The following is a 12,261-nucleotide window of genomic DNA, read 5'->3' as shown; positions in this document are numbered from 1 at the left end:
CGGACTTGCCATGCGGACCTTCCTGCGCAGTTTGTTGCTGGCCGTCATACTCATTCTCGGCGCCGCCCTGCTCGAACCCTGGCTGCGGCACCTGAGCTACGCCATGCGCCTGGCCTCCCTGCCCGCGCCCGCTGAGCTGCCGGTGCCAGTTCAGGGGGTGCGCCCGAAAGCCCTGCGCGATACCTGGCACGGTCCGCGCGGCGGCGGCCGCAAGCACGAGGGCATCGACATCTTCGCCAGGCGCGGCACGCCGGTGCTGTCGAGCACCGAAGGCATCGTATTACGGGTCGGCAGCAACCGCCTGGGCGGTCTGGTGGTCTGGGTGCTGGGGCCGGGCGGCGAGCGGCATTACTACGCCCACCTGGACGGCTATGCCGACGTGCGCGCCGGTATGCGGATCGGCGCCGGGCGGGTGCTGGGCTATGTGGGGGACAGCGGCAACGCCAAGGGCACGCCGCCCCACCTGCACTACGGGATCTACCGGGCCGGCGGCGCCGTCAATCCCTACCCCCGGCTGCGGCCGGACGCGCCGCGGGCGGCGGCCCGCTGAGTTCAGGCTTCGTCCGGCGGCGCGCCCTGGACCTGCACCGGCGGCGTGATTTCCACCGGTTCGGGTTCCGGCGCCTCGACCGGTTCTTCCTCTTCCGGCGCCGCCGGTTCGAGGCCTTCCGGCGGCACCGAGACCTCGACCGCGTCGCCCTGCACTTCCTCGAACTCCTCTTCCGGCACCTCCTCTTCCTCCTGGTAGCGCGGCGGCTCGGGCTTGCGGCCGCCCGGGAACAGGGCCTGGGGGTCGATCTTGCCGCCGTCGAGGGCGGCGCGGAAGAAGTCGCCCACCAGCAGGGCCGCGTTGTGCCCGCCCTGGCCCCAGTAGGTGCTGCGGATCGTCACGCGGTTGTCGTTGAAGCCCACCCAGGCCCCCGCCACCAGGTTCGGGTGCATCAGGATGAACCAGCCGTCGGTGTTGTTCTGGGTGGTGCCGGTCTTGCCCGCGATGTCGCCGTAGAGGCCGAAGCGGTAGCGCACCCCGCCGCCGGTGCCGCGCGTGACCACGCCGCGCATCATGTCGATCAGGGTCACGGCCGACTCCTGAGACAGCGCGCGCTCGGGGATGCCGGCGCCGAAATCGGCCACCACCTTGCCGTCGCGGTCGAGGATGCGGCGCACGAACACCGGCTTACGGTATTCGCCCTGGGCCGCGATGGTGGCGTAGGTGCTGACCATTTCGAGCAGGGTCACCGGGCTGGTGCCCAGGGCCAGCGAGGGCACGGCCGACAGCTTGCTCTGGCGGATGCCCATGCCCTGGGCCAGTCGCACGATGGGCGGCAGGCCGACCTCCTGCATCACCTGGGCGGTGATGGTGTTCTTCGAATACACCAGGCCGTCGCGCAGGGTCATGCTGCGGCCGCTGTTGCCCGACATGTCGGTGGGCCGCCAGACCGTGCCCCCCACCTTGATGTCCTGCACCACGTCGCGGTAGGTCTGGTCGGGCGGGATGCCGCGTTCCAGCGCCGCGGCGTACACGATGGGCTTGAAGGTCGAGCCGGGCTGGCGCAGGGCCTGGGCCACGTGGTCGAACTGGTCCTTCTCGAAATCGCGGCTGCCGACCCAGGCGCGCACTTCGCCGTTGCTCGGGTCGATGGCGACGAAACCGGCTTCGAGCCGGGCCTTGGCGGCCTTCAGGCCGCTCAGGAAGTCGCGGTCGCCCTTGAGGCGCTTGAGGGCCGCGGCCGGGGCCTCGCCGTCCTCCACCGCGCGCCGGTATTCGCCGCTCTCGCGCACGAAGGCGTCCAGCTCGCGCGCGTGCGAACTCCAGTAATAAGCGAAGGGGTTGACCTCGCCGCGCATCGACTGGTACATGCCGGTCGAGGTCGAGCGCACCAGCGAGGGCTGGGCCCATTCGACGTCGGCGATGGCCTGCAGGGCGGCGGACTGGCGCTCGACCGCGCGCTCGGCCGCCTGCTGCAGGGCCGGGTCGAGGGTGGTCTCGATCACCAGGCCGTCGAGCTGGAGGTTGTAGTCGTTCTCGTCGGCCCAGTCCTGCAGCCAGCGCCGCACGTAGGCGGTGAAGTGGTTGTCGCGGCCGCTGCGGTCGGCCAGGCGCTCGAAGCGCAGGCGCAGTGGACGCTTGGCCAGCTGGCGGTAGCGCGCCTCGCTGAAGGCGCCGTGCTTCTGCATCTGGGACAGCACCACGTTGCGCCGCTTGAGCGAGCGCTCCGGGTTGGCCACCGGATTGTAGTAGTGGGTCCCCTTCAACATCCCGACCAGGGTCGCCGCCTCCAGCACGTCCAGGCGCGCGGCCGGTTTGCCAAAATAGGTGCGCGCCGCCATCTCGATGCCGTAGGCGTTGTAGAGGAAGGGCACGGTGTTCAGGTAGGCTTCCAGGATCTCGGTCTTGCTGTAGGTGTTCTCGATCTTGATCGCGGTGATCAGCTCCTTCATCTTGCGGTTGACGCTGCGCGCCCGCCCGATCTCCTCGGGGAACATGTTGCGCGCCAGCTGCTGGGTGATGGTGGAGCCGCCCTGGGCGTCGCCCTTGAGGGTCGCCCACAGCGCGCCCGCGATGCGGGTGAAGTCGACCCCGTGGTGCTCGTAGAAGCGGTGGTCCTCGGTCGAGATCAGGGCCTTGATCACGTTGGGCGAGATCTGCGACAGCTTGACGCGCTCCTGCAGGCCCTGCTCGAAGGTGCCGAGCTCCTTGCCGTCGAGCGAGAGGATCTTGCTGGGGCGGGCGGTGCGCGCCTGGTTCAGGTCTTCGATGCCGGGCGTGAGCGGAATCAGGGCCACCAGGTACAGGAAGAAGGCCATCAGCAGGGCCGCCGCCGACCACAGGCCGACCAGGGCCGCCTGCTCCCTGCGCGGACGGTCGCGCAGGCGCTCGCGCGCCCTCCTCACCCCGGCCTGGGCGTGGCGGGCGGCGCCCGCCGCCAGCCGCCTGCCATGACGTTTTACCGGATGGTCCTTGTTCTCGTTCTCGTCCACTGATGCTGATCCTTGCCTGCGCCCATGCGCCTCGGGTCAAGTATAGCCGACAGCGCCGCCGCCTCGGTACGCCAGCGCACGCCCGCCGCGGCGCGCCGTCTCAAGCGTCGACCGGCGCCGGCTTGACCCGTCCGGCGCGCAGCAGCGGCTCGACCGCCTTCACCGGCTGCGGACGGCAGTAGACATAGCCCTGGACCTCGTCGCAGCCGGAGTTGCGCAGGTGCTCGAGCTGCTCCAGGGTCTCGACGCCCTCGGCGATCACCTGCATGCGCAGGCCGTGGGCCAGCGCGATGATGGCGTCCACCATCGCCGCGCTGTCCGGGCTGGAGACGATGTCCTGGACGAAGGAGCGGTCGATCTTGAGCACGTCCACCGGCAGGCGCTTCAGATAGGACAGGCTGGAATAGCCGGTGCCGAAATCGTCGATCGAGAGCTTGACGCCCATGCGCTTGAGGCAGCGCATGGTCTCGATCGCGGCCTCGACGTCGGCCATCATCATGCTCTCGGTGAGCTCGATCTCCAGCGATTCGGCCGGCAGCCCGGTCTCCTCCAGCACCCTGGCCACGGTCTCGAGCAGGTCGGGCTCCGCGAACTGGCGCGCCGACAGGTTGACCGCCACCCGCAAGGGGCCCATGCCGGCGTGGCGCCAGCGCTGATTCTGGCGGCAGGCGCTGCGCAGCACCCAGGCCCCGATCGGCACGATCAGGCCGGTCTCTTCGGCCAGGGCGATGAAGCGGTCCGGCCATACCGTGCCGAGCTGGGGATGGCGCCAGCGGATCAGGGCCTCGGTGCCGACCACGAAGCCGCTGGCCAGGTCGACCTGGGGCTGGAAGTGCAGCTCGAACTGGTCTTCGCGCAGCGCGCGCCGCAGCGCCCCTTCGAGCGCCAGGCGGTCGATCGCGCGCGCGTTCATGTGCGGGGCGTAGAACTGCACCCCGTTGCGCCCGGTCTCCTTGGCCCGGTACATCGCGATCTCGGCATGCTTGACCAGGGTCTCGGCGTCCTCGCCGTCGAGCGGATAGCCGGCCACCCCGGCGGTGCAGCCGAGCACCAGGTTCTGGCCGTCCAGCGGCAGCGGCTCGGACACCGCCTCGCGCACCGCCTGCACCCGCGCCGCCGCCTGGCGCTCGTCGCTGCAGCCGCACAGCACCAGCATGAAGTCGTCGCCGCCGACCCGGGCCGCGGTGTCGACGGGCCGCATCACGCGCGCGATGCGCCCGGCCACCACGCGCAAGGCATCGTCGCCGGCGCGCCGGCCCAGGGTGTCGTTGATCAGCTTGAAGTGGTCGATGTCGAGCGCCACCGTCCATACCGGCCGGCCGCCGGCGGCGCCGATGGCGCGTTCGATGCGGTCGGCCAGCAGCGCGCGGTTGGCCAGCCCGGTGAGGGTGTCGTACTGCGAGCGGTGCTCGAGCTCGGCCTCGTAGCGCTTGGCGGTGGTGACGTCGTAGACGGTGACCACGAAATGCTCGGTGACCCCGTCCGGGCGCAGCACCGGCGCCACGTAGACCTCGGTCACCAGTTCGCTGCCGTCGCGCCGCAGCTGGCGCAGCAGCACATGGGCCTCGCGCCCCTCGCGCAGCGCCTGGCGCAGCTCGGCCATGGCCGGCTCGTCGGCCTGGTCCCCGGCCAACTGCACGAGCGGCACGCCGGCCAGCTCCTCGACCGCATAACCCCAGGTGCGAGCGCAGGCGGGATTGGCGTATTCGATCGGATAGCCGGGCCGCAGCGCGCTCACCAGGAGGATGGGATTGGCGCCCGCCTCCATCGCGCGGTGATACAGGCGCAGCGCGCCGGTCGCCAGTTCCAGCGCCGAGGTGCGCTGTTCGACCAAGGCCTCGATGCGGCGGGTGCGCGCGCTGCGCTGCTGCACCAGGGCGGCGATTGCCAGGCTCAGGACCAGGCCGAAGACCAGGGTCGCCAGCTCGGCCAGGTGGGCGTCCAGGCCCTCGGGCCGGCGTTCCACCACCAGGTCCCAGCGGCCGCCGGCGACCGCGAATTCGCGGTGCATGCGGCGCACCCCGCCCCCGGTCAGCGCGCCCCACCAGGCGGGCTCGCGCGCCGCCTCGCCGTGCCGGAATACGGGCGCGCGGCGGCCATCGGAGGTATTGGCATAAATGCTCAGCGCGAAATCCGGGTCGTCGAGCAGGCGGCTCGCGCCCAGGCTGCCGCCGACCAGCAGCGGCACGTCGATCACCACGGCGGTCAATCCGAGCACCGCGCGGCGCCGCGCGGCGACGCCGTCCAGCGCTTCTCCCGGGCGGTAGACCGGCAGCGCGATCAGGATGCCGCTACGCCGGCCGTCCCCCTGCAGCAGCGGCAGGAGGGGGCTGGCGACCGGCTCGCCGCTGTCGATCGCGCGCTGGATGGGGCTACGCTGCTCGGGGTTGGACCAGGCATCGTAGCCGTACACGATCTCGTTGCCGACGATCGGGGCGACGTAGTCGTTGACCAGGTAGCGCTCGCGCGGCGCCGCGGTGACCAAGCCACCGGGGCGGCGCTCGCGGATCGCGAATCCGGGCCAGGCCAGCGCGCGCTCGCGCTCGAAGGCGGCGCGCTCGCCGGCGCCCACGAAGCGCTGGTAGACCAGCGCCTGCAGGTAGCCGTGACGGCGCACCAGCGGCTGGGCGAAGGCGTCGAACTGCTCGCGGCTGACCGGGTTCGCCACCCGGAACAGCAGATTCACCGCGCGCAGGGCTTCCAGCGCCTCGTCGAAGGCACGAGTGACGGCGACCGCGCGCACCGACGCGCGTTGGCTGAAGTCGGCCTGGGTCTGCTCGGACGCGACTTGCCGCAGCCCCGCGCACAGGACCAGCGTCAATGCGATTCCAAGCGCGAAGGTGGCCATTGCCGCGCGCGATAATGCGCCAGTCTGCCGCGGCGAGGGGGTCGTCGGCGTGCTGCGCATGGTCCGATGCTAGCGCATAACAGACCGGCTCGGCGAGACGTTACGAGCCAGCAAGCACGCCCGGCCGCCGCCTGCCTGTCAGATCGGGGCAACAGTGCGGCGGCAAGGAGGGGCCCGGCGCTGACGCCCGGCGCCGCTTTCCATTATGATCGCAAGATGCTTCCCGACAATACATCTTCCCCGGCGTCCGGGGCCGGGGATCCGGGCGCCCAACGCGTGCTGCGCCAGTTCCGCATCATCTTCAACGCCGTCAAGACCCACTTCCGCCAGGTCGAGCACGAGGCCGGCGTCGGCGGCGCCCAACTGTGGGCGCTGGCCGCGATCGAGCGCGCGCCCGGCATCGGCGCCAGCGCCCTGGCGCGCGCGCTCGACGTGCACCAGTCGACCGCCAGCAACCTGGTGCGCGGACTGGTCGAGCGCGGACTGGTCTCGGCCGAACGCGAGGGCGCCGACCGGCGCAACGTGGCCCTGCGCCTGCTGCCCGCCGGGCGCGAGGTGCTGGCGCGCGCGCCCCAGCCCTTCGCCGGCGTGCTGCCCGCGGCCCTCGCCGGACTGGACGAGCCGACCCTGCAGCGCCTGGAACAGGATCTCGGGCGCCTGATCGCGGCCCTGGACGCCGAAGACGGCGCGGCCCAGGTGCCGCTGGCCCAGCAGGTGTAGCCCGGAAGCCTAGGCGGTCGGCGCCGGCTCGCCCGGGGGCGCTTCGAAGATCTCGCTGGCCATGCGCGCCAGGTCGTTCATGCCGCCGCCGCGCTCCAGGTGGCGGCGCAGCCAGCGCGCCTGCCCGCCGTCGCGCAGCAATTCCTCGATCACGGCGCAGGCCTTGCCGAAGTCCGGATCGGTCGAGCGCCGCGCCAGCCGTTCGAGGTCGGCGCGGATCGCCTGGGCGGCCGGCACCGGCGTGCCGGTCTCGGGATCGATCCAGCTGGCCTCGACGCCGTCGCGCGCCGCGTTGAAGCGGTTCCAGATGTAGAGTTCGCGGCTGTCTTCGGCGGGCCAGCGGCCCGGCTGGCCGGCCCATTCCAGGCACAGTTCGCGCGCGTAGACCGCCAGCGCCGCCGCGTACACCGGCTTGAGCGGGGTGTCGAGCACGCGCAGCTCGATGGTCCCGTACTCCGGCTTGGGCCGCACGTCCCAGTAGAAGTCCTTGATGCTGTTGACGATCCCGAAGCCGGCCAGGCGGTCGAAGTGGGCGCGAAAACCTTCCCAGCTGCGGATCTCGGACGGCAGGATGCCGCTCATCGGAAACGCCCCGACCACGTTGCTGCGCGAGCTGCAGAAACCGGAGACCTCGCCCTGCCAGCAGGGCGAGTTCGCCGACAGCGCGATGAAGAGGGGCGCGCGCTGGGTCAGCCAGGCGCACAGGCGGATCGCCTCGTCGGCGCTGCCGGCGCCCACGTGCACGTGCATGCCGAACACGGTGAACAGCTTGGCCAGGTAGCCGAACTTGCGCTCGGACGCGAAATAGCGCTCCTTGGGGTAGATGCGCTGCTCGTTCCACTTCTGGAAAGGATGGGCGCCGCCGCCCGCGATCGCCGCGCCGACCTCGAAGGCCGCATGCTGCACGGTGGCGCGGATGTGCTCGAGCTGCCGCTCGGCCTCGTCGAAGGAAGACAGGATCGAGGTCGCCACCTCCAGCATCGAGGTGGTGATCTCGGGCGTATGCACCCATGGCTTGTCGTGCTTGTCCAGCACCCGCAGGATGTCGGGCGCGGCCGGGAACAGGTCGTAGGTGAGCCGGTCCAGCACCATCAGTTCGAGCTCGATGCCCATGGTGCCCACGGTGGAATCCTTGAAGTCCGGCAGGAAGGCCGGCCCCTGCCCCGAATTGGCCAAGGCCTGGGCGTCCGCGCCCGCGCCCGTCCCCGGCGCCGGCGCATCGTTGATCAAGAGGTCGCTCATCGTTCCCCTCCACGGTAGGTTTCGCCCGCCATGCGCAGGCCGAGCCAGGTCAGCCCCGGCGCCAGCAGGACGTTCAGGGCCAGCAGGGCCCCCATGAGCTCGCTCGACACCTGGTCCAGGCCGGTGTAGGCGTTGAGGGTGGTGTCGACCACCAGCCCGCCGTAGCTCACGAGCGAGCACAGCGACAAGGCCATGGCGTGCTTCTTGCGCCTGTCCCAGGCCGTGGCCGGCCACAGGGCCAGGCGCATGGCCAGGATGCGCACCCCGAACACCGCCAGCGCCGCGCCCAGGATCCAGCCCTGGCCAAGCTGGCGGAGGTCGACCAGGGCGGCCGACATCAGGAACAGCAGCACGTAGCCGATGTCCTGGGCGGTCTTGAGCTGGGCCTGGAACACGTTGTCGCGCTTTTCGGCGTTGCGCAGCAGGACGCCCATCAGCAGCAGCGACAGCAGCGCGCTGGCCGCCGACACCGAGCACAGGCCGAGGTCGATCAGCAGGGCCGCCAGCAGCAGGCCGGGACGCATGGTGGCGGGCGCCTTGCACAGGCGGGTCGCGGCGGCGTAGACGCCGTAGGAAAAGAGCGCGATCAGCGCGCCCAGCACCAGCTTGCCGCCCTGGCGCAGCAGCTCCTCGCCGAAATCGCCGTGGGCGTCGACCCCGTGGCTGCGGGTCCAGGCCAGGGTCAGCGCCAGCAGCAGCAAGGCCACCAGGCTGCTCAGGCCCACCATGTTGGCGACCGCGTAGGTGCCGGTGCCGCTGGCGTTTTCGTCGGCCACCATGGAGCTCACGATCACCGGGTTCACGGCGATCAGGATGGAGCCGATGAAGAAGGCCGCGCCCCAGGGCAGCCCGAACAGGGCCAGGGTGGCGGTGACCGCGACGAAGCAGGCCAGGGTCGCCACCAGCAGGCTGGCGCCCTGGCGTCCGCTGCGCAGCAGCCAGGCCAGGTCGGTCTTGCGGCCCACCTCGAACAGCACCAGGGCGGCGGCGGCATTCAGCACTTCCTGGAACTGGGTCAGCAGCGGGCGGTCGATCAGGCCGCCGCCGGTCGCGCCCAGCAGCAGGCCGGCCAGCACCGCGCCGTACAGCTTGGGCACGCGCAGGCGCTGCAGGCTCAGGCCGATGACCAGGGCCAGCATCAGGCCGCCGCCCAGCACCGCCAGCGGCGAGAACAGCCACAGCGGCGTCGACAGGTCCTCATTCATTCTGCGCCTCCCAGGCGTGGGCCAGCGCGGTCAGCTCGCGTTCGAGCAGGCCGGCGCGCGCCTTGACCGCCTCGCCGGGCGGCGCCGCGGTGCTGATGCGGGCGCGCACGATGCCGCCTTCGCCGCGCAGCGGGATCCACAGTTGGCCATACAGGCTCGCCTCCTCCTTCCAGACCGCGAGGAACTTGGCGCCGCTGCGGGCGCCGCTCTCCGCCGGTTCGAGCAGGGTGAAGGGACGCAGCCATTCGGCGGCCGGATAGCGGCGCGCCAGCAGCACCTGCATCGCGCTGCGCTGCTCGAGCCGGGCGTCGTCGCGCGAATGCGGCAGGTGCAGGCTGGCCTGGCCGATGCCGGCGGTGCGCAGGCCGAGGCAGGCGCCGTTGCTGGCCCAGCGCCAGTCCTCGCCGTCGACCATGCGCGCCTTGCCGCTGGAACTGGCCAGCCAGGCCGCCATCAGCGGGGTCGCGCGCGGGGTCGGATTGCTGGCCTGGAGCTTCTCGGCGGCGTCGGAAAGCTTCTTCCAGCGCGCCGCCTGCCAGTTGCGGGTGTCCAGCTTGGGCGATGGGACCCAGCGCCACACGACCGCCGACCACTGGCCGTCGGCGCGCCGCCACAGCGCCGCGACGCGGTGTTCGCCGCCGCTGGTGGACGACAGGCTCTGCCCCGACCATGCCGCGTGCCAGGGCGTGGCGTAGGCGCGCGCGGCGCCGGCCAGGCGCAGCCAGGCGGGCGCCTGGGGCGGCAGGCAACTGGCGCCGGCATTCGGGATGCTGTCCCAGTAAAGCATTTCGATGCGCTCGCTCCAGGCGCAGCGGCGCAGGCTCGGTTCGCCCAGCACGGCGGTGCCGGGTTCGGGCGCCGCCGTGCAGGCGCGCGCGCGGGAACCGCTCAGGGCGGAGAAGTCGGCCAGGGGCTCGGGCGGCGCGGCCTTCCTGGAAGACTGGGCGGCCTGGGCCGGCGGCAGGGAAAACGCGAGCATGGCGGCCAGCAGGGTCCACCTGACGGCGCCCGAGGACGCCCGGTGGTCGGACAAAGCGAGGATCATGGTCCCTCCGGTGGGTCGCGCGGGCGGCGCATGAAGGCCAGCTCGCGCGGTGGTCCGGCAGGCGCAAGTCTGCGCCAGCCACGGCGCGGCCGCGGCACCGTCGATACTTCCGGGCATAGGCCGGAAGCGGGAATGTCGGCAAACCAGGCCCCTCTCGGGGGGGCGATCTACCCGTCGGCGCGCGCTGCTGGGCGCCCCGACACTCGGCTATATTGCCACAGGAAATGATTTCATGGCAACCTTATTTGTGCCAATGTATTTACTCGGAGATCACATTCCCGCTCATTTGCCCAGCACCTGGGGCAGCTCGCAGCGCGACTTGCTGCCCTCGACCCGGCAGCGGTTGCGCTGCTTGCCGTCGCGGTCCCACACCCCCACTTCCCAGGTCTGCGGGCCGGTGCGCTCCAGTGTCATGAAGCCGAAGCCATCGACCCAGGAGCTGAAATGCTCGACCACCGCGCCCGGGGCCGGCTCGGTGCCGGGCGGGATCGCAGCCGGCAGCGGCACCGTATCCTCGGCGGTGCCGGAAAAGCCGCTCACCAGCTGGGTCGGATGGCGGCTGGCGAAGCTGACCTGTTCCCACAGGTGCACGTGCCCGGAGAGCAGCATGCTGATCGAGTGCGGCAGGTAGCCGGGGTCCATGTCGCCGAAGGCGTCGAGCAGGCCCTTGTCCCCGCCGAACAGGGTGATGGCGCCGGTCTTCGGGTCCTGGTTGGCGCCGAAGGCGAACAGCGGATGGTGGTCGACCCCGATGTTGTAGCGCGCGCCCCTGGCGAGTTCGGCGATCTTGCGCCAGGTGTCGCGGTAGCGCGCCCGCCGCGGATCGCGCTCCGGCAGGCCGCGCCAGTTGGTGTTCGAGGTGTCGAACACGATCAGCTGGGCGCCCTCCCCCAGCGGGACGGCATAGGGATCGCCATGGTCGCCGCGCGCATCGTCCTGCGGCAGGTCGCAGTCGCGCCCGGGCTGGTAGGGGCGCGGGTCGAGGTAGCGCCAGTAGGCCTGGCCCGATCGCGCGCAGGATTCATGGTTCCCGCGCGTCATGACCCAGGGCGCGGCGCGCAGCAGGCTGGCGCCGGGCGCGAAGAAGTCGGCGCGCCAGGTGTCCCAGCCATAGCCCCAGGGGCTGCCGGCGCAGCCGGGCCGGTCCTGCGGGCAGGGATCCTCGCGGTAGTGGTAGTCGCCCACGTGCACCACCAGCTCGGGTTTCCAGGCCGCGGCGGCCGCGGCCACCTGGGCGAAGGGATAGGCATCGGGATCATTGCAGTCCTGCCAGGTGCCCTTCTTGAGGCGGCAGCCGGTGTCACCCAGGACCACGATGCGGCGCGCGGCGGCCTGCGGCAGGGCCAGGGCCTGGCCGCGCACCGAGGCGCTGCGCGTCCCCTGCGGCAGGACCTGCTCGCAGGTCAGCACGCTGGAGGAAGGCGCGGCGCGCAGGGATGCCGGCGCATTCGGCCGCAGCGGGATGGGACCATAGGGCACGCGCACCGCCATCGGGGCCGCGCGGCCGTCGACCAGGATCTCCGGGCAGGTCTGCGCGCGGGTCACCAGGCGTGCGGTGGCGGCGCCGTTCTCGCCCAGGACGACATAGGCCGGTTCATCGGCGGGCGCCTGCGCGCCGGTTTGATGGGCGCAGCCGGCGAGCAGGATCGCGGCGGCGGCGGACAGCGCCGCTAGCGGGCGCGCATGAAAGAAGTGGTTCATGGGATAGGCGCCTCAGTCCTGGCGCATGTGCAGCAAGGGATAGGGACGGCCTGCATCGTCGGTCGGAGAGCGGCCGGTGCGGCGGAAACCCATGCGTTCGTAAAAGCCGATCGCCTGGGCGTTCTGCTCGTTCACGTCCACGCTCAGCTTGCCGGCGATGCGGGCGGCGTGCTCGAGCATGGCGCGGCCCAGGCCCTGGGCGCGGCGCGCCGGATCGATGAACAGCGAATCGACGTGGGAGCCGCTCATGCCCATGAAGCCGGCCGGCACGCCCTCCGGCGCGATCACCCACAGGGGCGCATGCGGCAGGTACTGCTCGGCGACCATGCGTTCGATGTCGAGGAAGTCCTGCTCCGACAGGAAATCGTGGGTGGCGCGCACGCTGCGCCGCCAGATGTCGGTCAGGACCGGCACGTCCGCCGGTTGCGAGGGGCGGATCAACGCCATGTGAACTCCACGAATATGCGAATACCGCAATTGTGCCCGAGGGCGGCGTGCATGGGAATGGCTGTCCTGTT

9 protein-coding genes are annotated in these 12,261 nt (G+C 71.4%); 2 read left to right on the top strand and 7 right to left on the bottom strand.

The genetic code is table 11. The annotated features are described in order from the left end of the window. Positions 1–10: 10 nt before the first annotated feature. Positions 11–550: a M23 family metallopeptidase gene (locus B0920_RS05845; RefSeq protein WP_078031607.1), complete on the top strand. Its 540-nt coding sequence runs from the start codon at positions 11–13 to the stop codon at positions 548–550. Positions 551–552: 2 nt separating this feature from the next. On the opposite strand, the gene B0920_RS05840 is transcribed toward B0920_RS05845, so the two are convergent. Further along, positions 553–2,982: a penicillin-binding protein 1A gene (locus tag B0920_RS05840; protein ID WP_078031606.1), complete on the bottom strand. Its 2,430-nt coding sequence runs from the start codon at positions 2,980–2,982 to the stop codon at positions 553–555. A 100-nt stretch (positions 2,983–3,082) separates the two neighbouring features. Beyond that, the gene (locus B0920_RS05835; protein WP_229455202.1) at positions 3,083–5,803 is read right to left on the bottom strand and encodes an EAL domain-containing protein; all 2,721 of its coding nucleotides are present in this window, start codon (positions 5,801–5,803) and stop codon (positions 3,083–3,085) included. A 243-nt stretch (positions 5,804–6,046) separates the two neighbouring features. Here B0920_RS05835 and B0920_RS05830 point away from each other — a divergent pair, with 243 nt between their 5' ends. Continuing rightward, positions 6,047–6,550 (top strand): MarR family winged helix-turn-helix transcriptional regulator, encoded by a 504-nt coding sequence (locus tag B0920_RS05830; RefSeq protein WP_078031604.1) that lies wholly within the window; start codon positions 6,047–6,049, stop codon positions 6,548–6,550. Between the two features lie 9 nt (positions 6,551–6,559). Here B0920_RS05830 and B0920_RS05825 read toward each other — a convergent pair whose 3' ends face one another. From B0920_RS05825 to B0920_RS05805, 5 genes are all read right to left on the bottom strand, one after another. Next, complete coding sequence (locus B0920_RS05825; protein ID WP_078031603.1) at positions 6,560–7,792, bottom strand: YbdK family carboxylate-amine ligase; 1,233 nt, start codon at positions 7,790–7,792, stop codon at positions 6,560–6,562. Next, positions 7,789–8,997: a cation:proton antiporter gene (locus B0920_RS05820; RefSeq protein WP_078031602.1), complete on the bottom strand. Its 1,209-nt coding sequence runs from the start codon at positions 8,995–8,997 to the stop codon at positions 7,789–7,791. The genes B0920_RS05825 and B0920_RS05820 overlap by 4 nt, the downstream gene beginning before the upstream one ends. After that, the gene (locus tag B0920_RS05815) at positions 8,990–10,042 is read right to left on the bottom strand and encodes a hypothetical protein (RefSeq protein ID WP_078031601.1); all 1,053 of its coding nucleotides are present in this window, start codon (positions 10,040–10,042) and stop codon (positions 8,990–8,992) included. Before B0920_RS05815 ends, B0920_RS05820 begins: the two co-directional genes overlap by 8 nt. Positions 10,043–10,324: 282 nt before the next feature. After that, positions 10,325–11,743: a metallophosphoesterase gene (locus B0920_RS05810; RefSeq protein ID WP_078031600.1), complete on the bottom strand. Its 1,419-nt coding sequence runs from the start codon at positions 11,741–11,743 to the stop codon at positions 10,325–10,327. A 12-nt stretch (positions 11,744–11,755) separates the two neighbouring features. Beyond that, positions 11,756–12,190: an acetyltransferase gene (locus tag B0920_RS05805; RefSeq protein WP_078031599.1), complete on the bottom strand. Its 435-nt coding sequence runs from the start codon at positions 12,188–12,190 to the stop codon at positions 11,756–11,758. Between the last annotated feature and the right edge of the window lie 71 nt (positions 12,191–12,261).

Origin of the sequence: Massilia sp. KIM, from assembly GCF_002007115.1 — a bacterium.
Taxonomy (GTDB): Bacteria; Pseudomonadota; Gammaproteobacteria; order Burkholderiales; family Burkholderiaceae_D; genus Telluria.
The sequence above is the reverse complement of the archived record's forward strand: the minus strand, read 5'-3'. Positions and strand labels throughout refer to the sequence as shown.

What these genes read in the sequence shown, in the direction of transcription:
- B0920_RS05810 (WP_078031600.1), bottom strand. Translation starts at nt 11,743, where the DNA reads ATGAACCACTTCTTTCATGCGCGCCCGCTAGCGGCGCTGTCCGCCGCC.
- B0920_RS05825 (WP_078031603.1), bottom strand. Translation starts at nt 7,792, where the DNA reads ATGAGCGACCTCTTGATCAACGATGCGCCGGCGCCGGGGACGGGCGCG.
- B0920_RS05815 (WP_078031601.1), bottom strand. Translation starts at nt 10,042, where the DNA reads ATGATCCTCGCTTTGTCCGACCACCGGGCGTCCTCGGGCGCCGTCAGG.
- B0920_RS05845 (WP_078031607.1), top strand. Translation starts at nt 11, where the DNA reads ATGCGGACCTTCCTGCGCAGTTTGTTGCTGGCCGTCATACTCATTCTC.
- B0920_RS05830 (WP_078031604.1), top strand. Translation starts at nt 6,047, where the DNA reads ATGCTTCCCGACAATACATCTTCCCCGGCGTCCGGGGCCGGGGATCCG.
- B0920_RS05820 (WP_078031602.1), bottom strand. Translation starts at nt 8,997, where the DNA reads ATGAATGAGGACCTGTCGACGCCGCTGTGGCTGTTCTCGCCGCTGGCG.
- B0920_RS05805 (WP_078031599.1), bottom strand. Translation starts at nt 12,190, where the DNA reads ATGGCGTTGATCCGCCCCTCGCAACCGGCGGACGTGCCGGTCCTGACC.